The organism is Sorangium sp. So ce1036, assembly GCF_051369805.1.
GTDB classification, from domain to species: Bacteria; Myxococcota_A; Polyangia; order Polyangiales; family Polyangiaceae; genus Sorangium; species Sorangium cellulosum_F.
In genome coordinates, this window is sequence record NZ_JBBMOX010000001.1 from 3,455,886 (window position 1) to 3,477,211 (window position 21,326).

A 21,326-nucleotide genomic window follows, 5' to 3' on the forward strand; every position below is an offset into this window, starting at 1 on the left:
GTGCGCTCGGGCTCAGCGCGCGCACCGTGGCCCGCTGGCGAGCCGAGGCCGGCGGCGAGGACGGTCGAGCCGGACCGCGCCACGCCCCGCTGCACGAGCTGACCGAGGCCGAGCGCCGGCGCATCGACGAGACGGCCCACAGCCTCGATTTCCGCAATCTCTCGCCCAAGCAGATCGTGCCGCGCCCGGCCGATCGCGGCGTGTATGTCGCTTCTGAGTCGAGCTTCTATCGCGTCCTGCGCGAGCAGGGGCTGCTGGCGCACCGCAATCCGGCTCGACCGGCACGTGTCCATCGTCCTCGCGCGCTCGTCGCCAGAAGGCCCAATCAGGTCTGGTGCTGGGACATCACCTACCTGAGGAGCGCGGTGCGCGGAGCGCTCTACTTCCTGTACCTGATCGTGGACATCTATAGCCGCAAGATTGTCGGCTGGTCGGTCGAGATCGAGGCGTCGATGCTCGCTGCTGCTCGGCTCGTCGAGCAGGCCTGCGGCCGCGAAGGCGTGGGCTCCGGCTGCCTTGTGCTGCACGCGGACAACGGCGGGCCGATGAAGGGCTCGACCATGCTCGCCACCCTTCAGCGCTTGGGCGTGGTGCCCTCCTTCAGCCCCCTCGCGTCAGCGATGACAACCCCTACGCGGAGGCGCTTTTCCGCACCCTCAAGTACCGGCCCGAGTACCCACGCCGGCCGTTCGCTACCGTGGAGCAGGCGCGCCAGTGGGTCGAGCGCTTCGTTGCCTGGTACAACGGCGAGCACCTGCACAGCAGCATCCGCTTCGTCACGCCCAACGACCGCCACCGCGGTCGCGACAGCGCGCTGCTCGCCGTCCGCCACGCCCTCTACCAGCGGGCCCGCCGCAGGACGCCCCGGCGCTGGAGCGGCCAGACACGCAACTGGACGCCCATCGGTCCTGTGACCCTCAACCCCCACACGCACGAGCCTCAAGCACTCACAACGACGTGAGCGAATCAACGGACAACTGTCTTGACACCCACCGTAGACAGCCTCCAGCACCATCGCCACCGCGCGTTGCTCGACGGGGCCACCAGCCGCATCGACCAGCCGCCGCGCGGCGCCCGAGGGGCGGCCGTCAGCGGACGAGCCGGATCCCCCGCGAAGCGGACCGCATCAGCTCGAGGCGCGTCTCGTCGATCGGCCCTTCGAAGGAGATGTGGGCGCCCCGGTTCTCCCGGGGGACGACCCTCCTGAAATAGAAGTACCGGCCGTTCCGCGTGGCCTTCTCGGCCGTCTTGCCCTCGGTCTGGAGGCCCAGGGTCGTCCTGTTGTTCAGGTCCCACACCCCGTCGGAGTCGGTGCGCACGTACCGGCCGGTGAGCTGGTAGAGCGCCATGTTGGCCTCCGCGGCATACTGGGTGACATAGCAGGGATCCCAGTACTGGCCGTTGTAGAGGACGGTCTTGTGGTCGGCCCAGCAATACAGCGGAGCGCCGACGTAGCCCTGGGCCGCCGCGACGTTGGCGCGCAGGTTGAGGAATATGCCGTTGTGCGCGGAGACGAAGCCCTCGCCGGCCGCGCCCTTGTAGGTGCTGGTGCGGATCTGGTCCCGGGACAGGCCGAGGCCCCAGGGCGCGGGCGCGCGGGCCAGGAACCAGAGGTTCTTCGCGAAGTGCAGGCACTCGCCTCGCGTCTTGGTATCGTCGAGCAGGCCGTAGGTATTCCAGCCGCCGGAGGCGGGCTGCCAGGTCCAGTGCTGGGTGAACCGGGCCTCGGTGAAGGCGGCGAACAGGTGTGCGAAGGTCATCGCGTTCTGGCCCGCGTGGGCCGCGGTGCGGGCGATGATCCTGCGGCCGGGGCAGTCGTCGTGCGACGGCAGGACCATGTCCGTGGGGAGGGTGTAAGCGTCCTTGTCGGGATCCCTGCCGTTGTGCTCCCAGATGCGCTGATAGGGGTTCGCCATGGCCGCCTCCTCGTGGCAGCCCTCAATGGGACGCGAGGTGCGCCGGCTTGTCAAGCTCGCGTCCTGACGGGGCTCACCCGCGCGCGCAGATATCCATCGCGTCCGCGAAGGCCGCCATGAAGCGGTCCACCACCTCCGGGTGCCGCGCCGTCACGAGCGAGCCGTCGATCACGAGGTCGGCGGTGCGATCGCCCTCGTAGACGATCTCGCCCCCCGCGTTCTCCACGTCGCAGAGGATGTTGTGGGCGCAGGTCACCCGCTGGCCGCGGAGCAGCTCCGGCGCGGCGCAGAAGAGCCACTGGCTATGGCAGATGGCGCCCACCGGCAGGCTCGTCACGGCCGCCGCCCGGCGCAGGAAGGCCACGGCCGGGGCCTCGTTGCGCCGGCCCGCGCGCACGGTCGGCTCGTGGCGGAGGCGATCCATGGCGTGGGCGCCGATGGCGATGATCCCGCTGTACGCGGCGGGATCGGCCGCCGCCACCTCGGCCGTCACCGTGACCTCCTCCTCGACGACGCCGCCCTCGGGGGTCGACCCGAAGCGCAGCGCCGGCTGGCCCCAGAGATGCGAGAGGTACTCGACCTCGTAGCCGCGCTCCGGGAAATAGGCGTTGAACCGGCGGTGCTCCGTCGCGTCGAAATGCTCCTCGATGAGCACGCCCACCTTGCCTCTCGTCTTCATCGTCTCTTGCTCCCCTGTCCTCGCTGTCCCCTCCTTTCCCTTCACGCGCGCCCCTCACGCTCGTCGAGGTGCCGGAGCAGGCGCTCCGGGGCGAACACGTCGCGGTAGCAGGTGATCAAGCTCGTGAGCGGCGTCGCCGTGCTGGGCCTCGCGGTGACGCTCCTCTTCAAGCCGGATCTCCTCGCGTGACGGCGGGGGCGCGCCCCGAGGCCCGCTCCGCGAGCCGCGCGTCGGCGCGCTGAGGGGCCCTATCCCGTGGCGTGCTCCCTCGAGGAGGGGGCGCGCCGCCCTGCCGTCGCCTCGGGCCGCACGGCCGGGGCCCCTCCTGTTTCAGCCGACCTCGCGACGCCCTTCTCGCGGCGCGCCCAGCGCTCTCCTGCGAGCTCTTGCAAGCGTTGTGCGCAGGCGCACCGCGCGTGCGCGCGCTCGCCGCGAGGGCCGCTCGACCAGCGCACGCCTGCTCTGCCGCGGATTCGCAGCTCGGTCACCTGCAGACGCGCGAGGTCGGTCGGGTTCTCGAGCACACCGTCGGGCGGATCATGCGTTACAGAGCTCCGCAAAGGCCGCTCCGACCGGCGCGCTTGCTCGAGCCGAGCGAGCGGTCTAAGCTGCCTCGCATAGCTTCGGAGGCCGACACAGGCCCCCCATTGCAAGAGGAGCGTCCATGCGTCGTCTCAGCCCTGCTGCCCGCGTTCGTTACTTCTTCGCTGCCCTGACGGCAGGCGCGGCGATGTTGGGCACCACTGCCCTGTTGGTCCCCTCGAGCGAGGCGGCGCCGGGGGGAAACTGCACCTATTACAGCGACGAGAGCTACACCACCGTCGTCGGCCAGTACGGCCGCGACTGCTGCAACAACCGGATCGCGTGGGGCACCACGACGCAGCACTACGAGTGCGGCGGGTGCTTCACCTGCACCCCGCCTCCTCGCTGAGGGAGGCGCCCCGGTGACGCGCGGCCGCCCCGAAGGCCGCCTTATCCATGGCACGGCTCGTGATCGATCCGAGGGGATGCTTCAGGTCGCCATGAACAAGAACCGTTCTTTTCGATGGCTGTACGGCACAGCCTGGATCGCGCTCGGAATCGTGGCCCTCTCGGGCTGCTCTGGCCGGGTGGACCGGGGCGACGATGCACCGAGCGGCTCATCGAGCGCTGGCGGCTCGTCGAGCGCAGGCGGTCATGGCGGCGGCGCTGGCACGACGGGCGCCGGCGGAGCTGACACGAGCAGCACGAGCGCTGTTGGCTCTGGTGCGGGCGGCTCGTCGAGCGCAGGCAGCTCGGGCGACGGCGGCTCTGGAGGCGCGAGCAGCTCCGGAGCCGGCGGCTCCGGCGTCGGGTCGGGCGGGTCGAGCAGCACGAGCGGTGGCAAGTTCGTCGGCAACATCACGACCGATCGCGCCGTGCGCGACGGCTTCGTCCGGTACTGGGACCAGATCACGCCCGAGATCGAGGGCAGGTGGAGCTCTGTCGAGGCGTCCCGCGGCGAGCGAGACTGGAGCAGGCTCGACGCGATCTATAAATACGCGCAGGACAACGACATCCCCTTCGCGCAGTCCTCCTTCGTGTGGGGAGCCACGCCCCCGAGCTGGCTCGGGCCTCTCCCCGCGGAGGCGCGGCGGCAGGCCGTGAGGGACTGGATGCAGGCGTTCTGTCAGCGGTACCCCGACACGAAGTACATCGTCGTCGTGAACGAGCCGCCGCCCCACACCACGCCTTCCTTCAAGGAGGCCATCGGCGGCGCCGGCGAGAGCGGCCATGACTGGATCGTCAACTCCTTCAAGTGGGCTCGCGAGTTCTGCCCGGGCGCGACCCTGATCCTCAACGACTACAACATCATCGAGTACGAGAGCGAGCACGACCGCTTCGTCGCGATGCTGAGCGCGGCGCTGGAGGCGGGCGCCCCGATCGACGCCGTCGGCGCGGAGGCCCACGACGTGTACAAGAAGGACGCCGACACCGTGAGGGGCTTCCTCGACAGGTTCGCCGCCATGGGCCTGCCCGTGTACATCACCGAGCTCGACATCGACATCGCGGACGACGACGAGCAGCGCAGGGTGATGGAGGAGCAGTTCACGATGCTCTACAACCACAGCGCCGTCAAAGGCATCACCTTCTACGGCTACATCGTCGGCTCCACCTGGCGAGACAACACGGGCCTCATGCACCCGGACGGCACGATGCGGCCGGCCATGGCCTGGCTGATGGACTTCCTCGGCCGCGGCCAGTGATCCCGCGTGCGTGGTGAGCGCTCGAGCTCGAGGTCTGCCTGCGCCGGAGGCGGCCACCCCTCCGAGATCGCCCAGGAGCGCGTCGAGCTGCAGCAGGACGGCCTGGTACGGCTGTCGCTCAAGCGCGCCTTCGCCGACGGGACCGTCGCGGTCGACATGGATCCGCTCTCGCTGTTGTGTCGGCTCGCGGCCAGCGTCCCGCCGCCGCGCTTTCATACGGTCAAGTACGCAGGGGGGCTCGCGTCCGCAAGTCCATGGCGTAAGCGCATCGGCCCGCGCCCAGCGAAGCCAGGCTCGCCCGCGACGAGGCGACGGCGCCATGGACGAGCGCGACGCACGCGGCCGGCGTTCACCCCACGCCCGGCCGGGCGTGCTCGCCGTGCTCGCGCTGGGCGCGGCGGCGCTCCGGGGCGACGCGCGACGGCGGTCGCGACGGAGCTCGAGAGCGGTAGCGCCGCCGTCGTCCGGGCCGGCGTGAATGTGCTCTCCTCGACGCCGAGGGCGAGAGCTGGCTAGAGTTCCCGGTTGCTGCAAAGCCTGGATCGCTGGAAACCGCCTGACGATCGAGACCCTTGACGAGGACCGCCGCGCTCGGAGCAGCGCAGGCACGGGAGACCAGGATGTCGGCATACAGGGGAGAGCTGGAGGCCGTGCGAATGCGCGCGAAGGCGCTGGAGGAGCAGATCGCACATCGTGACAGGGAGATCGCGGAGCTCCGGGAGGCCGTGGAGCGGCAGGAGAAGGCGGCGACCCGCGCGGCGGGCGCTGGTCCGGCCCCTGCGCCCGCGTATCCCAATCTCCTGCTGGAGTCGGTCCCTTCGGAGCAGGAGAGGGCGACGGCCATGCAGACGCCCGGGGGCCGTGTGGTGCCGGCGGGGCCGGGAGGCTTCATGGCAATGTGTTGGAGGCCGGAGTCGCCGGCCGCCGAGCGAGCCGCGAAAGCGCGCCGGTGGCACGCCGCAGAGATCTTCGTGACGATCCTGCTCGTTCCGGCGGTCGTCGTGTCTGCTGCCCTCGTCTATGATCACCGGGAGCAACCGTCGATCGCGATGCCTCTCGTCTGCTTCGCTGCTGTATGGCCCCTGTTGCTGCGGATGTACCAGCTGAGGAGCACGCACTATTCCGTGATCGCGACGGCGATCGCGGGTCTCGTCACCATGGCCATCCCCGTCGTCTTCCATGCTGCCGGAGAGGAGACCTCGGGCTGGTTTCGTCTGGGTAGCTACGCCGTCTGGCCCGGCGCCGTGCTGTCGGCATGGTTCCTCCTTACCGACCGCCGCTGTCCCGGGTGCCGCAAGGGCTCGCGGCGGGTCGAGAAATTCCCGAGCAACGATGCGGGCATCAGGACGGGCGCCCACGTCCCTCGGGTGCGGACTTGCAAGCTGTGCGGCCATGAGGAAGTGGATTTTGTCAGCGAGTGACGCCGACGCGCCGGGGGGCACTCGCTCCTCGTGGGCCCGGCGCCTCGCCGGCGGAGCGCGACGCGTGACCGCATGTCCCCTGCGCGTAGCGGCGTCAGAGACCATGGATGCGTAGACACCTCTCGGCCCGCAAGCCCGCCGCGATCGCCGCCGCCACCTGGATCCTCGCGACCGCTGGCTGCGGCGCCAGCGGAGAGCCAGCCTCTCCGGAACAGGAGGCTGTCGCCACCGTCGCCGAGGCCCGCGGCCTGGCCGAGGGCTCCGTGGCGACGGTCGAGGGGGTCGTGACCGTCGCGCCCGGCACGTTCAACTCGGCGACCGGAGATCAGGGCTTCGCCCTGCAGGACACCACCGGGGGCATCTATGTGAGCCTGCCCGACGCGCCGCGCCGTGCGGTGGTCGGATGTCGCTGCTCCGTCGTCGCTGAAGCACGACGTGCCTCGTCACCACGTGCCCTGAAGGAAGACCCCCGCCCGCTCTGCCGTCATCACCGGCACGACGCGGACGCCCTGGCGGGCCGGCTCGCTCGCCATGGACGACGGCTCCGCGAGGAACGCGGCCACCGTCACGGCCGCGAAGACGCCGCCCGCCACCAGCGTCCCCACCCCGAGCCCGCGGAACAGGTCCCGCGCCTCGGCGGTGTCGCGGAGCTCGGTGCAGGCCAGCGGCGCGTCCGCCCTCCCGCACGCGAACGGGTCCCACCCCCCGCGGCGGAGCGCGGCCTCCTGCGCGGCGAGGTCGTCGCGCAGGACGCCGGACCGCAGGAGGAAGACCGTGCCGGCCGCCACCGCCGCCGTCGTGAGCGCCACCCCGCCGATGCGCAGCTCCGTCAGCGGGAAGGTCGACCCCGCCGGAGGCGCAGCCGGAGCCGCCGAGAGCGGCGCAGCAGCGGCCGCCTCCGGCGCGCGCGCGACGCGCTCCGGGAGGCGCGGCAGCTTGAGGACGATCGGGTGCGTCTGGCCAGCCTCGGCGGTGAACGAGCGCTCCGCCTCCTCGTGCCCATCGAGCCGCGCCCGCACGGTGTGCTCCCCCGGCTCCACGAACACCTCGTGGACCGGCTCCGGCGGGGAGAGCGCCTGTCCGTCGATCAGGACCTCGGCGCCCGGCGGATTGGTCGTTACGTAGACCGTCGCCACGCGCTTCGCGGCGCGCTGCAGGCCATCATCGACCTGGCCGCGGAGCCATCCGCTGATCACGCCCCGGTGCTGGAGGCACTGCGCCAGGTGGGTCGCCGCGTCCCGATGCCGCCCCAGCGCGAGCTCGACCAGCCCGAGCTCACCGGCGATCGTCGCCCGCTCCGCGTCGGTCGTCCACGCCCCCTGCGCGGCCTCCAGCGCCCGCTCGTAGGTCGCCGCGGCCGTCACCAGCCGCCTGGCCGCGTGCGCCTGCCTGGCGCGGCGCAGCAGCCCCGCCGTCATCGACGCCGCGCGCACGTCCCGATCGTGGTAGGGCTCGTCCGCGCTCGCCGTATTCCCGACACCAGCGACGGACATCGCGAGAGCACATGGCAGCAGCCAGGAGATCAGGCGACGCACGCACTATGAGATACTTGCTGCGGCGATCCCAAGTCAATTGGTAGATTCGTCACGCCACGCTCCCGTAGGCCTGCGTCCACGCCCGCGCTCCATCCGACCGTGTGATCCGCGCCCGCACATGCCGTTCGCCGCCGCGGAGGCGGCCGGTCGCGCGCCGCGTCGGCTCAGCCGTCGTCGCCGCCCTTCCCGAGCCAGCCCTTGCGGCGGTAGTAGGCGAGCAGGCCGATGACGCTCGCCAGCATCAGGCACCAGACGAGCGGGTAGCCATGCTACCAGTCGAGCTGTAGCCGCTCCGCAGACCACGTCTTTCCCTTGGCCAGATTCGGTTTCACGCTACGCGACCTCAGCGAAGAGCCGTGCCCTCGCCGAGCGAAGAGGGGCGAGCGATGCCAGGAAGCAGGGAGCTGGTGCAGATGCGTCCCGAGCTGTCGAGGTATCGAGAGCAGAAGAGCCGTGGGAAAGTACCCGAGCGAGCTGCGGGAGCGGGCGGAGGCGTACGCCAGGGAGCGTTCCCGGGCGGGGGCGACGCCGACCGAGATCGCCACGGAGCTCGGCGTCCACAAGATGACGGCCGACCGATGGCTGGCTGGCGGTGAGCGCGTAGACGACGGGGCGTTGCCGAGAGCCACCAGGGCGGCTCCTGACAGATCCCCTCAGAAGACGGTCAAGAAGTCGTCGTTGGCTGGCAAGCGCAACGCCTATGAAGACGAGGTGATTGAGCGGCTGCACGAGATCCTCCCGAAAGCAGCTCGAGTAACACTCCTCGCGGACCGGGGCTTCGGCGACCAGGAGCGGTACGCACATCTCGCCAAGCTGGGCTGGGACTACATCATTCGGTTTCGCGAGTGCATATTGGCATGGGTCTCTCCGTCACCCATATTGGCGACACTGCCCGACGCGACCGACCCCTGCTTATAGCTGCCTTTGCGCGCGTGCTCCTGACGCTCCTTGGGGAGGCAGGAGAACGGGCCGGCCTCGATCGCCTCCTGAAGACCAATACCGTGAAGCATCGAGCCTTGTCGCTCTATAACCAGGGATGCTGCTGGTGCACGGCCATTCCCAACATGCGGAAAGAGCGGCTTGTTCAACTCATGACAGCGTACGACGAGGTGCTCCGTGAGCACGCCGTGACCCGTGAAATTCTTGGGACTATATGAGGGGATGCATCAGGTGGCGAACGGCTGGTCCATGCTTCCGCGATTGGAATCGCTGCCGCCCGGCGCCACGTAGCGCTCCGCCGCGCGTATCCGGCCGCGAGCAGCGCGAAGAGGCCCGCCGTCGTCGAGGTCGCCGCCGAGGACCGCTTTCGATTCATGCTCATCGGTGTAGCCTCGCGAATCAAGGCGCGGCGCGGCGGGCCTCGTAGAGGTCGGCGACGCTGGTCCGCGTCGATGCGAAATACAGGACGGAGCCGTCCGGTGAGAGGTGTGGATCGGTTTCGCGCTCCCCGGGGAGGTTCACCGGCTCCTCGAGCGGCGCTGCCTCCTCGAACGTCGCTTCGGCGCTTGCCCGCCGTGCCCAGAACAGGTCTCCCCCTCCCGCGCGGCTCGATCGGAACAGGATCTGCTTGCCGTCATCGAACAGGAACGGGCCGCCCTCGTCGCCTGGGCCGTCCAGCCCGGCGAGCGGGGCGAGCGCGCTCCAGTCGTCCTCCGGGCGTTCGCGCGATGCGATCGCGAGGTACGTCTCCGCGTCCGCGGGCGTGACGCCGGTCACGACGTGGAGCCCTGCGGGATCGACGTGAGGGCCCATCACCGTGGCGCCCTCGACGGCGAGGGTGTCCACGTGCGCTGGCGTTCCCCACGGGTCGTCCCGGCTTTCGCGCTCGGCCAGCCAGATGCCCTCCGGCTCGCGCCTGCTGTAGAACCAGATCCGGAGCCCATCCCCGGAGACGCAGGGGGTATCCTCGATGCTCTCGGCCAGGTTGATGTTCTCCACGGCGCGCGGCGGGTCCCAGGGCGAGCCCACCGCTGCCCGCCGCGACGTCCAGATGTCCCGGTTCCCCCCGCGATCGGACATGAAATAGATTTCGAGCAGATCGTCCGTGAGGGTCGGGTCCTCTTCCCTTCCGCTGCTGTTGAGCTCCGCCATCGCCGTCGGCGCCTCGAACCGCGGCCGCTCTGGCGCGCCCGCGACGCCCCCGTCGTGCCCCCGCGCGAGCGCACCGATCACGATACGCTGGTCCTCGCACCCCGCCCCGCCGATCGCGAGCCACAGCCCCGCCCCCGCGATCGCCCGCAACCAGCTCATGGGTCTCCGCTCACAAGCAGCCCCCCCTCTTCCCCGTACTCCCCCCTTCACAACGAAGGGCCCCGTGAGGAGGAGCTCGGCGGCGCGACGGCCTTGTCCTCCCCGGCCTGGAGGGGCACATGCGGAAACCAGCGCGCCGAGATGAACCCGACCACGCCCATGGCCGCGATGATCCAGAGCACCGTCGTGAGCCCCGACGTGAGCGCCTCCCCGAGGTGCTGCACGACCGACGGATCGCCGCAGATGGGGACGAGCACCGACGAGGGGAGCAGGCAGGCGGTCGTGGCCCAGGCGTACTCTCGAATGCCGCCGAGGTCGCCGATCACGGTCGGCATCGCGGTGGCGACCGCCGTCGACTCGAGGGCGGCCATGGCGAGGGACAGGATGAGCCCGACGAGGGTGAGGCCGCGGTGGGCCTTGCGTTCTGAGGCCATGCAGGTGGTGGAATGTGGTGCGGAGCAGACCGGGCGGCAACTTTCACCCGAGCGGAGCGCCCCGCGGCACGCGGCGCGTACGTTTGACACGGTTTCCGTACCTCGCCGCGTCTGACCCGAGCTGACAACGAGATATGCGGAGGCCGGCTCGGCGCCTGAGGGCAGCAGCGCGCCCGCTGCTACGCATCGGAGGGTCCGGCAGCGGGGGGCGCAAGGCGCGCATGCGCGTGGGGGCAAGAAGATTTGCCCGGTGGGGCAAGAAAATTTGCCCTTATCGTGCATCTGACCGTGCGGTACTACCTCCTCGCCAAGGCGCGGTCCTCACACGAGCTCCGCGACCAGCAACGCCTGAGGGACAGATCGGCCCGGATAGCGCCATCTCGCCGCAGGCCCGGCATTGGCTCCGGCCTGCACGAGAGGGACGACTGCCCGTGGCCGATCCGGCGGGGATCCCCGGCTCTCCGTGGTGGGTCGGCGCGTCGGCTTCCGCGCCTGCGCCCAGGTAGCGCGCGACGCCGACGAGACGCTCGCCACGGCCACGCCGCTGGAACGACAAACACCGGAAGCATGAACAGAGGCACCACATGACACACGACATCAAGGGTGGAAAAGACGCGCTCCTCGAATGCCAGGAGAACCTCACCGTGGCCCGGCCCAGCGATGGGCGACGAGCTCGTTCGAGCGGCGGGGGCCGGGGCGCGAAGCTCCTCAGGAAGCTCACGGGGGCGATCGCCATTCTCGCTTCCATGGCGCTCGCCGGCTGCATCGCGCAGGAGGGCGATGAGGCCCTGGGCGATGAGGCGCTGAGCGATGAGGCCGTGGGCGAGGCGGAGCAGGCGCTCGGGATAGGTATCTCGTCGGTGACCTGCAACAGCGGCTGGCCCGGCACGCGGGGCTGCTTCAGGCAGATCGCGAGCCCGACGAACATCGTCCCCGGCTCGATCACCGTGCAAATCGATGGCCACAACGGCGCTGTCGGGTATAGCGCGTCCCAGTCCGGGGACCGAATCATCGATTTCTCGGCGACCATCAACGAGGGCGACATGTTCAACCCGGGGAAGAACACGACAAAGTTCATCGTGGCCTGGCTGCGCCAGTAGCGGCGGGACCTGGACCGGCCCCACGTCGGGGCCGGTGGCCGGCTCCGCCGCCTACCTCGTCCTCTGCAGCGCCCCAGCTCCGGGACGGACGTTCACGGATCAGCGGACGGAGCGGCCGACCGCCTCGGCCTTCGCCCACATCTGCGCGAAGCCTTCGGCGCCGTTGTAGAGCCGGTCGATGAGCTGCGCTCCGCCCGGGAGCGCCTCGACGTGCTTGAGGAAGTCCGGGAAGAGCCCGATGTGGACGACCCCCTCCTCGTTGTAATCCCACGAGCGGCTCCCCATCCGGGCCTTGGGGAAGCTCGAGTAATCGACGCACGCCCGGGCGGCCGGAGCGACGCATCGGTACACGATCTCCATGGCCTGCGTACAGAACGTGCGCGTCGCGGCCCGTACACCGGCACGGCTGTATTCGTCGGGGGTCGGAGCCTTGTAAGAGCAGGACGTCTTCCCGTTGCAAGCGCGGCCGACGAGGCCCGTGAGGTTTCCGCTGGTCTGGATGTCGAGGCAGCCGATGCGCGCGGAGCGCACGTCGATCTCGCTCCCCCCCGTGCACCGGAGCTGCGCGGGCGGGTGGCGCCAGGCGTCGCCTGGCACCGTCACCACCTGGTCCCGGGGGGCCTGGCACTCGGGAGAGCGCGGCATGACGACCATCCCGTTGATGTCCGAGCCGAGGGCGATCTGGAGCGGCTTGCCGCCCGACGTGATCGCCGCCGCGGCGGCCGCGTTCCGCAGGAAGCTCCGCGCGTCGGAGCCGTCGAAGCCGACGCCCGCGAGCCCGCCGCGCGCGGCGATCTCCGTGTACTGAGCGGCGGTCCGGCCGTTCTCGTTGCCGCTCGAGCCGCGGAGCCCGTTGTGCCCCGAGACGAGCGGGTACGCGCCGCCGGGCGTCGAGCGGGTGAACGCGAGCACGTCGCTCACCATCTTCTGGGACATGTGATCGATGTCGATGATCATCCCGAGCTTCATCATCTCGTTGATGGCGACGCGGCCCATGGGCAAGAGCCCCAGGCGGTTCTTGTGGCCTTCCCCCGGCTTGCAGCTGGGGAGCGGGATGTGACCGCCGGCGGCGCCGAGCTTCATCAGCTTGAAGAGATCGTTCCCCGACCGGATCCGCTTCGTGATGCCCTCTCCGCGGGAGCACTCGAGGTCCCACCATTTGCCCGTCTGGAAGCGGTTGGCGCGCGCCACCTCGTCCTCGTAGGCGGCGGCGCCGCCGAAGCGGTTGTCGGTGAGGTGGACCGGGAACACGTAGCGCACGCCGAGGCCGTGCAGGCGCCTGATCTCCGCGCGCACCTGGGCCTCCGTCGGCGCCGTCTTGTTCCACACGAAGTTGCCGATGTCGTCCAGCTCGACGCCGACGATCACCGCGAGCTTGTTCCGCTCCACGATGCGCCGGAGATCGCCGGATGAACGCGCGATCTCCATCCACGTGCCGTGCTTGCCGACGAAGCGGACGAGCTCGTCGATCTGGAGATTGCCCGACGCCCTGTCGTCGATGGGCGGGCTCGCCTCGACGCCGTGGGCGAGCGTGCGGCTGTTGACGGCGAGCGCGACCATCACCCGGAGGCCCCCCTCCTTCGCGCGCCGGATCCAGTCGACCCACATCTGCTGGTGCAGGATATCGTTGTGCGCCGGGAAGTGCGCGAACGTCGGGTATCCCACGGGGCGCTCGACCTGGAACGAGCGGATGCCGTGGGATTTCGCCATTTCCCCGAGCACGATCTGGCGGACGTGGTTCCCGCACTTGTTCTTGAGGAGGTCGTGCCCTCGGTGCGTGCTGTAGCTGGTCCCCAGCGCCTCCGCGATGCTGGCGGCGCGCCGCATCGACCCGTTGCACGTGGCGCCTGAGATGCCTTGACCGCTGGGATCGTAGATGGTCCCCGGCGCCATGAGCACGTCGACGTCGGGAGCGCCGTGGAGCACGTGCCCCCCGAAGCCGAGGTGCGCCATCGGGTGGGTGTGGAGATCGGCGAACCCGCGCAGCGGTCGGCCGGGAGCGTTCAGCGCGGCATCGAAGATCGGCGAGCGCCGCGCCTGTGCGCTCGCCGGGCCGGAGGCCGCGAGCGTCAGCGCGACCGCGGCGAGCGCGCTCCAGGCTGGAGCCGATACAGGACCTGTCATCGGGCTGGCTTTCTTCATAAAGAGTCATCCTTCAGAGGTTTGCGGGCGATGGAGTCCACGCGAGCATCCATTTCGGCACCGAGGCGTACCGCATGGCCCGTGGTACGATGAGGGCAAATGTTTTTGCCCCCCTGGCTGGGCGCCGTGCGCTGGTGCGCTCCGCCGTCACACGGGGGCTTCGAGCAGCTCGAGCGTGACCTTGGCGCCGCCCCCCGGGAGGTTGGCGCGCAGGACGAGCCCGCCGCTCGATTCCACCATGCCGGCCACGAAGCCGAGCCCCTGTCCGGACCCACCCGGCTTCGGGCGCGGCGTGTCGTGGAACCCTGGGCCGTCGTCCTTCACCTCGATGGCCACCCGCCCGCCGCCCAGCGGCCGCGCGTCCAGCGTCACGCTGGACGCCCCGCGCTCGCCCGTCCCCTCGCACGCGTTGACGAGGAGGTTCAGGAGCACGCGCTCCAGCACGTCGTGCCCCCCCGCGAACAGGACCGCGGTGCGCTCCGCGCGCTCCGTGACGTCGACCTTCACCGCCTGATAGCGCCGCCGGACGACCCGGAGGGCGCCGCGGGTCGCCTCGCCGATCTCGGCGGGGGCCGCCGCGCGCAGCGCGTCGAGCTCGCGGATCGTCCGCTCGCGGATGTGCCCCATGGTCGAGGCGACCTCCTCGACGCTCTCACGGAGCTGCTCCAGCTTTCGCAACATGCGCTCGGCGCTCGCGGACTCGACCCGAAGGAGCTCCCGCCGGAGGAGATCGGCGTCGATGAGGGCGGCCGAGAGCGAGGTCTTCACGTCGTGGTGCTCGTGCAGCACGACGCTCAAATTCCGCTGCGCGCGCTCTGTGCGCAGCGTGGAGCGCGCCCCGAGCTCGACGACGCGGAGCGTGCGCGTCGTGACGAGGAGCGCCGCGCTGGCGGCCGTCAGGAGCAGGATGAAGAACAGCGACGCTGGTATCCAGAGATCGTGGTCGTGGCTGCCGTTCAGCGCGCGATCGAGCGCGATGAGCGCGAGCACGGAGAGCATGTTCGCCGCCGTCGCGAGGAGCACCGCCCGGCGGACGAGCCGGAACGCGCTCGTGGACACCGTGATCAGGAGCGCGGCCGTATCGGGCAACTGCAAGATCCCCGGGTAGCCCTCCCAGGGCCAGAGCACGTTCGGCAGCAGCGCCAGGAAGCACAGGAGCGCGTCGACGCCGACCGAGAAGAGGAGCAGGTGGGGGGAGGCGTCGATGCGCCGGCTCCTCCACCACACGTACAGCGAGGCGGCGACCGCGCCGAGGAGCAGCGGAACCTCGATGAACACGCGGGCGTACGAGCCGGGCGCCATCGGCGTGTGGACGGCGACGAACCGCGCGAGGAGCGCCGCGCAGAAGACGCTCCGCGCGATCGAGGCGGTGCGCTCGCCCCGCAGCGCCTCGCGCGTGATGAGGGCGTCGAGCTGGGCCTCGGTCGACAGCGCCGGGAGGCTGGCCCGCTCCGCCCTCTTGAGACTATGCGCCTCCATGGACCGGGGGCATGCTATCACGCGATGCTGCGCTGGCTGATCGTGGAGGACGACGCGCGGCTCCGGCGCGCGCTGCGCGAGGCGCTCGAGACGCGCGGCGCCGAGGTCATCGTCTGCGCGTCGGTGGCCGAGGCGCATCGCGCGCTCGCGGGCGGGGTGTTTCAAGGGATCATCGCCGACGTCATGCTCCCGGACGGGGACGCCGTCGACGTCGTGGAGCGGGCCATGACCTGCGCTGTCGCGCCGACGATCGTGGCCATCAGCGGCTCGGCGAGCCCGGCGGTCTCGTTCCGGCTCGCCCAGATGGGCGTGCGCTCGTTCCTGGCGAAGCCGCTGCACCTCGAGGAGCTGGAGCGCGCGATCGACGACGCGCTGGCCCGGCCGCCCGATCTCCGGCCGCAGGTGCGCGCGGCGGTGGGGCGGGCGTCGATCCAGGACGTCGAGGAGCAGGTGCGCACCGTCATGGTCGACGAGGCGCTCGCGCGCGCCGGAGGAAACCGGCGGAAGGCGGCGAAGCTCCTCAGCATCTCGCGCCAGCTACTCCAGCACATCCTCCGGCGGCGCTCGTAGAGCGCCGATCACGTCGATCGAGCGAGAGAGGAGCCGCCAGGGCGCCGAGGACGCCAAGAAATCTGGGCCTCGCGGTGGCGCTCCTCTTCAAGCCGGATCTGCTCGCGTGAGGGCGGCGGAGCGCTCCGGGGCCTGCTCCGGGGCCCGCGCCGCGGGCCGCGCGTCGCGGCTCGCCGTGGAGGCCCGCGTGAAGCGCTCGGCCAGGCGGCGGATGTGCTCGACGAGCTCCGCGGGCTCGTGCACCTCGAAGTCGAACCCGACGAACCCGAGCTGGAACGCGATCTCCGCGAGGCTCGCGCCGCCGGAGGAGACCGCGCACCGGTCCGGCGAGAGCGCCTCGACCTGCCAGGCCCCCCAGGTCAGCCGCGCCGAGACGGCGTGCGCGGGGCCGTGCACCGTCGCGCGCGCGCGCTTTCGGTACGCCTCCGGCGAGACCGCCCGCGCCACGTAGGCGGCCACGTCGTCGGAGGGCAGCGGGCGCGGCGTGAAGCGGCGCCCGGCCCTCGGCCTCCCCTGGATGCGATCGACGCGGAACGTCCGCCAGGCTCCCCGGTCGAGGTCGTACGCGAGGAGGTACCAGCGGTGGCTCGAGTGCACGAGCCGGTACGGCTCGACGCGGCGCGCGCTCGCCTCGTCCTTCCGGCTGCTGTAGTCGAAGCAGAGCACCTCGGCGTCGCGGCACGCGTTCGCCATCACGGCCAGCGCGTCCGCGTCGAAGGTGGGCCCCGCGTCGCCCATCCGCACGCTCACGGCGTCGAGCGCGCTCACCTTGCGCCGGAGCCGCTTGGGGAGCACCTGCGTGAGCTTGCCGAGCGCGCGGACCGACGCCTCCTCCAGCCCCCTCACGGGCCCGGTCGCCGCGGCGCGCAGCCCCACGGCGACGGCGACCGCCTCGTCGTCCTCGAGCGGCAGCGGCGGCAGCTCCTTGCCGGCGCCGAGCTGGTATCCGCCGCCGACGCCGGTGGTCGCGTGCACCGGGTACCCGAGGCTCCGGAGCCGGTCCACGTCGCGCCGGACGCTGCGCTCGGTCACCTCGAGCGCGCGGGCGAGCTCCCCGCCCGTCCAGAAGCGCCGGGACTGGAGCAGCGACAGGAGCTTCAGCAGGCGCGCGGAGGTCTGGATCATGTGCGGCTCGTCTCCATCGAGGACCGGATCTGTCCGCGACCCATCGTAGCTTCCCCTCATCCCACGGGCGAGGCGCCCGAGCGCGCCCGCCCCCATCCCTGGAGCATCCGCCCATGACCAACACCGCCTCCGCGCAAACGACGATGACCTCTGGTGTCCGGACCTACCGGGGAAGCTGCCACTGCGGCGCCCTGCGCTTCGAGGCCGACTTCGACCCGAGCGAGGGGACGACCCGGTGCAACTGCACCATCTGCAAGAAGACCGCGTGGTGGGGCACCCTGGTGAGGCCGGGCGCCTTCCGCCTCGTCGCCGGCCAGGAGGTCCTCGGCGGCTACTCGCGGACCGGGGCCGGCCATGCCCATTTCTGCAAGACCTGTGGCCTCCGCGTCTTCGGGCACGGGGACATCCCGGAGCTCGGCGGGGAGTTCTACTCCGTGAACCTGAACTGCCTCGACGGCGCGGACCTCACCGGGGTGCCGGTCACGTACCACGACGGGCTCCACGACACGTGGGAGCAGATCGGGGCCGCTCCGTACGTGGATCCGTTCACGGCCGTGAAGCAGGCCTGAGCGCGGCGCGGGCCTGCCGCGAGCGATGAATCGCGGCCGCCCGCGCGGATGTGCATCCTCCCCTTGACTTCGAGCGCGCTCGAACTCCTACGGTGGCGTTCGTCAACAGCGTCGCCGCGGGCGATCTCCGCGGCGAGGAGGAGCCCACCATGCACACGCGCACGCTCGGTCCCCTGAAGGTCTCTGCCATCGGTCTCGGCTGCATGGGCATGAGCGACTTCTACGGCCCCCGCGACGAGGCCGAGTCGATCGCCACCATCCACCGCGCCCTCGAGCTCGGCGTCACGCTGCTCGACACGGCGGACATGTACGGTCCGTTCACGAACGAGGAGCTCGTCGGCCGCGCCATCGAGGGCCGCCGCGATCGCGTCGTCCTCGCGACCAAGTGCGGCATCGTCCGCGATCCGAACGATCGCGCGATCCGCGGCATCAACGGCGCTCCGGAGTACATCCGCGCCGCCTGTGACGCGAGCCTCGGGCGGCTCCGCGTCGACGTCATCGACCTCTACCAGCTCCACCGCGTCGACCCGAAGACGCCCATCGAGGAGAGCGTCGGCGCCATGGCGGATCTCGTGAAGGCCGGCAAGGTGCGGGCGATCGGCCTCTCGGAGGCGAGCGCGGCGACGCTCCGGCGCGCCCACGCCGTGCACCCGCTCGCGTCGGTGCAGACCGAGTACTCGCTCTGGACGCGCGATCCGGAGGACGAGGTGCTGGCCACCTGCCGCGAGCTCGGCGTCGGCTTCCTCGCCTACAGCCCGCTCGGCCGCGGCTTCCTCACGGGCCAGATCAAGCGCTTCGAGGATCTCGCGCCGGACGACTACCGCCGCACGTCGCCGCGCTTCCAGGGCGAGAATTTCCAGAAGAACCTCGATCGGGTCGCGAAGGTGGAGGAGCTCGCGCGGGAGAGGGGCGTGAAGGCGTCGCAGCTCGCGCTCGCGTGGGTGCTCGCGCAGGGGGATTTCATCGTCCCGATCCCCGGCACCAAGCGCCGGAGCTACCTCGAGGAGAACGTCGCCGCGGAGGCGATCGCGCTCTCCGCGGGCGATCTCGCGCGGCTCGACGCGGTGATGCCGAAGGGCGCGGCCGCCGGCCTGCGCTATCCGGAGGCCGTCATGGGGCTCGTGAACCGGTGAGGGCCGCGGCACGCTCGCCGCTCGGGGGCGCGCCGCGCTTGCCGCGCGCCTCCGGGCCGGGCCCCGAGGCGGCCGCGGCATTGACGATCGCGGCGGTCGCCGCCGCGACCGGGACGAGCGCGCACACGCTCCGCTACTACGAGCGCATCGGGCTCATCCGGCCGGTGTCGCGGGCGCGGAGCGGTCACCGTCGCTACGGCCCGGACGACGTGCGGTGGGTCGAGTTCCTGCGCAAGCTGCACGCGACGGGGATGCCGATCCGGCGCATGCTCGCCTATGCGGCGCTCGTGCGGAGAGGGGACGACACGATCTCCGAGCGGCGCGCGCTGCTCGAGGCGCACCGCGACGAGGTGGCGGCGAAGCTCGCGGAGCAGGAGGCGCACCTCGAGATCATCGAGAAGAAGGTGCGTATGTACCAGGAGCTCGAGCGCGGGGCGCGCAAGCGCGGGTGAGCGGAGCGCGCTCCGGGGCGGCCTTGCGTGCCTCCTTGTCGGGTCATCCCTCGTGATGTGCTCCCTTTGCGCTTGCGCAATTGCGGTGTTCTCGCCCGTTCAGAACAGCAATCCCTTGCCTCCACGCCGCGCAAATCTCCCCAGCTGACACCGGACCCCTGACGAGCACTGCTACATCGCCGAACGGGATGAAGCTCGTACAAATTCAAAAGGTTATGGCCCTCGGCGGATCCATCGCGGAGCGTGGACGTGGACGTCTCATTATCCGTCACATCTCGCTCAAGTCCTCGAAATGATAGGACTTTGCTCCCCAGGGCAAATGTGAGGGATTTCGCAAGGTTAGGCGAGATGTCATGGACGCTCAGACGTCCACGCCCACGTTCACGTCGGTGACCGCTGAGGGGGCGGCGGTTCGGGCTTCGGGCCTCGAGCGCGACCGGACGAGCTTGGTTGACGGTTAACACGAATGCCCGGGGGGCGGCAATCATCACCAGGGAGCCATCGTCAGTCTGAGAGATGCGCCCTCGCGGTCTTCTCTCCCATCGGCTGATCGCTGCGGAACTTCAACGTGATCGGCGTTCTGGCCCCCCGCTCGCCCTCCGCCAGCGGCGGCCAGCGGCGCGTTCCTCGTGACATGCCGGGGAAACACGCGCTGATTCGTCCGCTGAGGGGGGATGACAAATTTGTCCGTGGGGGGCAGCGACGATCTCACCGGCTACCCACGGTTTGCACCGGCAGTAGAACGGGGGTGACCGATGGCGGAGCTGAGAGCCTCGCGCGGTCCTGACCAACGGCTGCCCCTTTCACACGAAAGTGCCAAAGATGAACTCTCTTATTCCTTCCTGCAGATGGGTTGCACGCTGCGCTCTGGGGATCACCATGCTCTGCCTCGGAGCCTGCGGTTCAGAGGACGATCCGGGCGGTGGCTCGGGGTCGGGAGGCGCCGGAGTCGAGACCGGGGGTACGGATCCTGGTACCGGTGGCTCCCCGGCTGAAGGTGCCGGCGCTGGAGGAAATGGCGCCGGCGAAGCGAGCTCGGGAGGAACCACGAGCGGTGGAGCCCCCGGCACGGGCGGAGCCCCCGGTACGGGGGGAGCCCCCGGCACGGGCGGAGCCCCCGGCACGGGCGGAGGCACGGGCGGAGCCGTCGGCACGGGCGGAGCCCCGGGCACCGGGGGCACCGACGGCGCGGGCGGTTTCATGCCGTCCACTGGAGGCGCGCGTACGCTCGGTTACCTCGGCTGCTCGATGTCGGTGAACGTGGCCGAGGGCTACCAGATGCTCGACGGAGAACGGCTGTGGCCGCCCATCGGCCAGTACAACGGGCAGGTCGTCCAGAACTGGGCCAACAACAGCGACGGCGTGTGGCGTGCGTTCGAGAACGCGATGAGCCAGTACGGCGAACCGGAAGCCGTCTGGGTGATGCTGTGCATCTTCTCCAACATGGTCACTTTGGACGAGGCCAAGCAGATCATCGCCAACGTGCGCTCGCGCGCCCCCAACGCCACCATCTACATCACCGGCCAGCCCCTCTACGACGACCCGAACAGCTGCTTCCTCGCGGGGAACGGCGGTCCGGACAAGACGGACCGCATCGCCAAGGAAGCCGCTGCGGACCCGAGCCTGAACGTCATCTACCCTGGTAGCCTGGGCCCGCTGGCAGCGGACGAGAACAGCGACGGTTGCCACGCCAACGACAAGGGCCGCCGCGAGCTCGGCCAGCAATTCATCGACTGGTTCGGCAAGTGAAAGGACGCAGGGCCTGCGCTGGGAAGAGCCCCTCGGGCTCCTCCCAGCGCAGCGCTCTCCGCTTCCTCTCACTCGATATCGAGGCGCCGCCTCAGGGGCGGCTGCCTCTGCTCGGAGCACGCCATCTCGCCTGAACAGCGCCCGGCTCCCGCAGCGCATCTCGCCTGAACGACGCCCGGCGCCCGCTCCGCTGACCCCCGGCTGCCTCACGAGCAACCCGCGTGCCGTCTGTGCTCCCTGCGGACGGAACGATGCTCTTCCGGGGCCCGGACGGATGTGCTTCGCTGTGCCCGCTCATCGAGGAGGAGCCCCATGAAGACATTCTTGACCGTGCTTGTGGCGCTCGGCGCCGTGTGTGCCTTCGGTTGCGAGAGCAAGCCCGAGCAGCCGAAGCCCGATCCCACCAAGGCCGCCGCCACGGCGGAGGCGGCGCAGCCCGCGTCCAAGGCCGAGCCCGCGAAGCCGGCGGCCGCCGAGACCGCGAAGCCCGCCAGCACGGGCGGCTGGTGATCCTCGCGCGGCGCTGCCCGCCGCCCCGCCTGCTCGA

The 21,326-nt window shown here is 70.6% G+C and carries 22 protein-coding genes and 1 pseudogene; 14 read left to right on the forward strand and 9 right to left on the reverse strand.

Annotated features, from left to right (window positions below):
- Positions 1–200: 200 nt before the first annotated feature.
- Both WMF31_RS13315 and WMF31_RS13320 read left to right on the forward strand, forming a co-directional pair.
- Positions 201–596: pseudogene (locus WMF31_RS13315) on the forward strand (DDE-type integrase/transposase/recombinase); the annotation flags it as partial.
- On the forward strand, positions 512–961 hold the full coding sequence (locus WMF31_RS13320) for an integrase core domain-containing protein (RefSeq protein ID WP_436606554.1): 450 nt from the start codon (positions 512–514) through the stop codon (positions 959–961). The pseudogene WMF31_RS13315 and the gene WMF31_RS13320, both read left to right, overlap by 85 nt.
- Before the next feature lie 127 nt (positions 962–1,088).
- On the opposite strand, the gene WMF31_RS13325 is transcribed toward WMF31_RS13320, so the two are convergent.
- The 3 genes from WMF31_RS13325 to WMF31_RS13335 form a co-directional block, all read right to left on the reverse strand.
- On the reverse strand, positions 1,089–1,916 hold the full coding sequence (locus WMF31_RS13325) for a hypothetical protein (protein WP_436602292.1): 828 nt from the start codon (positions 1,914–1,916) through the stop codon (positions 1,089–1,091).
- A gap of 73 nt (positions 1,917–1,989) precedes the next feature.
- A complete protein-coding gene (locus WMF31_RS13330; RefSeq protein WP_436602293.1) occupies positions 1,990–2,595 on the reverse strand; it encodes a DJ-1/PfpI family protein in 606 nt (201 codons plus the stop codon).
- Between the two features lie 41 nt (positions 2,596–2,636).
- Positions 2,637–2,765, reverse strand: a complete 129-nt coding sequence (locus WMF31_RS13335; RefSeq protein WP_436602294.1) for a hypothetical protein — start codon at positions 2,763–2,765, stop codon at positions 2,637–2,639.
- Between the two features lie 494 nt (positions 2,766–3,259).
- Between WMF31_RS13335 and WMF31_RS13340 the strand changes: the two genes are divergently transcribed.
- The 4 genes from WMF31_RS13340 to WMF31_RS13355 all read left to right on the forward strand — a co-directional run bounded on the left by WMF31_RS13340 (position 3,260) and on the right by WMF31_RS13355 (position 6,241).
- Entirely contained in the window at positions 3,260–3,526 is a 267-nt protein-coding gene (locus WMF31_RS13340) for a DUF6289 family protein (protein WP_436602295.1), read from the forward strand.
- Positions 3,527–3,617: 91 nt separating this feature from the next.
- On the forward strand, positions 3,618–4,820 hold the full coding sequence (locus WMF31_RS13345) for an endo-1,4-beta-xylanase (protein WP_436602296.1): 1,203 nt from the start codon (positions 3,618–3,620) through the stop codon (positions 4,818–4,820).
- A gap of 6 nt (positions 4,821–4,826) precedes the next feature.
- Positions 4,827–5,336, forward strand: a complete 510-nt coding sequence (locus tag WMF31_RS13350) for a transposase (RefSeq protein ID WP_436602297.1) — start codon at positions 4,827–4,829, stop codon at positions 5,334–5,336.
- Positions 5,337–5,392: 56 nt separating this feature from the next.
- On the forward strand, positions 5,393–6,241 hold the full coding sequence (locus WMF31_RS13355; protein ID WP_436602298.1) for a hypothetical protein: 849 nt from the start codon (positions 5,393–5,395) through the stop codon (positions 6,239–6,241).
- A gap of 443 nt (positions 6,242–6,684) precedes the next feature.
- Here WMF31_RS13355 and WMF31_RS13360 read toward each other — a convergent pair whose 3' ends face one another.
- On the reverse strand, positions 6,685–7,734 hold the full coding sequence (locus tag WMF31_RS13360) for a PEGA domain-containing protein (RefSeq protein WP_436602299.1): 1,050 nt from the start codon (positions 7,732–7,734) through the stop codon (positions 6,685–6,687).
- Positions 7,735–8,229: 495 nt separating this feature from the next.
- Here WMF31_RS13360 and WMF31_RS13365 point away from each other — a divergent pair, with 495 nt between their 5' ends.
- Positions 8,230–8,694, forward strand: coding sequence for a transposase (locus tag WMF31_RS13365; RefSeq protein ID WP_436602300.1), 465 nt, complete (start codon positions 8,230–8,232; stop codon positions 8,692–8,694).
- 420 nt (positions 8,695–9,114) lie between these two features.
- Here the strand turns inward: WMF31_RS13365 and WMF31_RS13370 are convergent, their stop codons facing one another.
- Positions 9,115–10,026: a hypothetical protein gene (locus WMF31_RS13370; RefSeq protein ID WP_436602301.1), complete on the reverse strand. Its 912-nt coding sequence runs from the start codon at positions 10,024–10,026 to the stop codon at positions 9,115–9,117.
- A gap of 47 nt (positions 10,027–10,073) precedes the next feature.
- Positions 10,074–10,460, reverse strand: coding sequence for a hypothetical protein (locus tag WMF31_RS13375; RefSeq protein ID WP_436602302.1), 387 nt, complete (start codon positions 10,458–10,460; stop codon positions 10,074–10,076).
- A gap of 584 nt (positions 10,461–11,044) precedes the next feature.
- Here WMF31_RS13375 and WMF31_RS13380 point away from each other — a divergent pair.
- On the forward strand, positions 11,045–11,560 hold the full coding sequence (locus WMF31_RS13380) for a hypothetical protein (protein WP_436602303.1): 516 nt from the start codon (positions 11,045–11,047) through the stop codon (positions 11,558–11,560).
- 99 nt (positions 11,561–11,659) lie between these two features.
- Here WMF31_RS13380 and WMF31_RS13385 read toward each other — a convergent pair whose 3' ends face one another.
- Complete coding sequence (locus WMF31_RS13385; protein ID WP_436602304.1) at positions 11,660–13,702, reverse strand: membrane dipeptidase; 2,043 nt, start codon at positions 13,700–13,702, stop codon at positions 11,660–11,662.
- 147 nt (positions 13,703–13,849) lie between these two features.
- Positions 13,850–15,181, reverse strand: a complete 1,332-nt coding sequence (locus WMF31_RS13390; RefSeq protein WP_436602305.1) for an ATP-binding protein — start codon at positions 15,179–15,181, stop codon at positions 13,850–13,852.
- A gap of 24 nt (positions 15,182–15,205) precedes the next feature.
- On the opposite strand from WMF31_RS13390, the gene WMF31_RS13395 reads away from it, so the two are divergent.
- The gene (locus WMF31_RS13395; protein ID WP_436602306.1) at positions 15,206–15,751 is read left to right on the forward strand and encodes a response regulator; all 546 of its coding nucleotides are present in this window, start codon (positions 15,206–15,208) and stop codon (positions 15,749–15,751) included.
- Between the two features lie 87 nt (positions 15,752–15,838).
- Here WMF31_RS13395 and WMF31_RS13400 read toward each other — a convergent pair whose 3' ends face one another.
- Entirely contained in the window at positions 15,839–16,876 is a 1,038-nt protein-coding gene (locus tag WMF31_RS13400) for a helix-turn-helix transcriptional regulator (RefSeq protein WP_436602307.1), read from the reverse strand.
- Positions 16,877–16,989: 113 nt separating this feature from the next.
- On the opposite strand from WMF31_RS13400, the gene WMF31_RS13405 reads away from it, so the two are divergent.
- The 5 genes from WMF31_RS13405 to WMF31_RS13425 all read left to right on the forward strand — a co-directional run bounded on the left by WMF31_RS13405 (position 16,990) and on the right by WMF31_RS13425 (position 21,289).
- Positions 16,990–17,445 carry a GFA family protein gene (locus tag WMF31_RS13405; RefSeq protein WP_436602308.1) on the forward strand — a complete coding sequence of 152 codons (456 nt, stop codon included), beginning with the start codon at positions 16,990–16,992 and terminating at the stop codon, positions 17,443–17,445.
- A 149-nt stretch (positions 17,446–17,594) separates the two neighbouring features.
- A complete protein-coding gene (locus WMF31_RS13410; protein ID WP_436606555.1) occupies positions 17,595–18,578 on the forward strand; it encodes an aldo/keto reductase in 984 nt (327 codons plus the stop codon).
- Positions 18,575–19,030 carry a MerR family transcriptional regulator gene (locus WMF31_RS13415; RefSeq protein ID WP_436602309.1) on the forward strand — a complete coding sequence of 152 codons (456 nt, stop codon included), beginning with the start codon at positions 18,575–18,577 and terminating at the stop codon, positions 19,028–19,030. The genes WMF31_RS13410 and WMF31_RS13415 overlap by 4 nt, the downstream gene beginning before the upstream one ends.
- 1,248 nt (positions 19,031–20,278) lie before the next feature.
- Positions 20,279–20,779: a hypothetical protein gene (locus tag WMF31_RS13420; protein ID WP_436602310.1), complete on the forward strand. Its 501-nt coding sequence runs from the start codon at positions 20,279–20,281 to the stop codon at positions 20,777–20,779.
- 312 nt (positions 20,780–21,091) lie between these two features.
- On the forward strand, positions 21,092–21,289 hold the full coding sequence (locus WMF31_RS13425) for a hypothetical protein (RefSeq protein WP_436602311.1): 198 nt from the start codon (positions 21,092–21,094) through the stop codon (positions 21,287–21,289).
- The last annotated feature ends 37 nt before the right edge of the window (positions 21,290–21,326 follow it).

Bases quoted from the DNA above. Each gene is read 5' to 3' on its own strand.
- WMF31_RS13325 (WP_436602292.1), bottom strand. From the start codon at position 1,916: ATGGCGAACCCCTATCAGCGCATCTGGGAGCACAACGGCAGGGATCCC.
- WMF31_RS13330 (WP_436602293.1), bottom strand. From the start codon at position 2,595: ATGAAGACGAGAGGCAAGGTGGGCGTGCTCATCGAGGAGCATTTCGAC.
- WMF31_RS13340 (WP_436602295.1), top strand. From the start codon at position 3,260: ATGCGTCGTCTCAGCCCTGCTGCCCGCGTTCGTTACTTCTTCGCTGCC.
- WMF31_RS13345 (WP_436602296.1), top strand. From the start codon at position 3,618: ATGAACAAGAACCGTTCTTTTCGATGGCTGTACGGCACAGCCTGGATC.
- WMF31_RS13360 (WP_436602299.1), bottom strand. From the start codon at position 7,734: ATGTCCGTCGCTGGTGTCGGGAATACGGCGAGCGCGGACGAGCCCTAC.
- WMF31_RS13370 (WP_436602301.1), bottom strand. From the start codon at position 10,026: ATGAGCTGGTTGCGGGCGATCGCGGGGGCGGGGCTGTGGCTCGCGATC.
- WMF31_RS13375 (WP_436602302.1), bottom strand. From the start codon at position 10,460: ATGGCCTCAGAACGCAAGGCCCACCGCGGCCTCACCCTCGTCGGGCTC.
- WMF31_RS13380 (WP_436602303.1), top strand. From the start codon at position 11,045: ATGACACACGACATCAAGGGTGGAAAAGACGCGCTCCTCGAATGCCAG.
- WMF31_RS13385 (WP_436602304.1), bottom strand. From the start codon at position 13,702: ATGAAGAAAGCCAGCCCGATGACAGGTCCTGTATCGGCTCCAGCCTGG.
- WMF31_RS13390 (WP_436602305.1), bottom strand. From the start codon at position 15,181: ATGGAGGCGCATAGTCTCAAGAGGGCGGAGCGGGCCAGCCTCCCGGCG.
- WMF31_RS13395 (WP_436602306.1), top strand. From the start codon at position 15,206: ATGCTGCGCTGGCTGATCGTGGAGGACGACGCGCGGCTCCGGCGCGCG.
- WMF31_RS13400 (WP_436602307.1), bottom strand. From the start codon at position 16,876: ATGATCCAGACCTCCGCGCGCCTGCTGAAGCTCCTGTCGCTGCTCCAG.
- WMF31_RS13405 (WP_436602308.1), top strand. From the start codon at position 16,990: ATGACCAACACCGCCTCCGCGCAAACGACGATGACCTCTGGTGTCCGG.
- WMF31_RS13410 (WP_436606555.1), top strand. From the start codon at position 17,595: ATGCACACGCGCACGCTCGGTCCCCTGAAGGTCTCTGCCATCGGTCTC.
- WMF31_RS13420 (WP_436602310.1), top strand. From the start codon at position 20,279: ATGTCGGTGAACGTGGCCGAGGGCTACCAGATGCTCGACGGAGAACGG.
- WMF31_RS13425 (WP_436602311.1), top strand. From the start codon at position 21,092: ATGAAGACATTCTTGACCGTGCTTGTGGCGCTCGGCGCCGTGTGTGCC.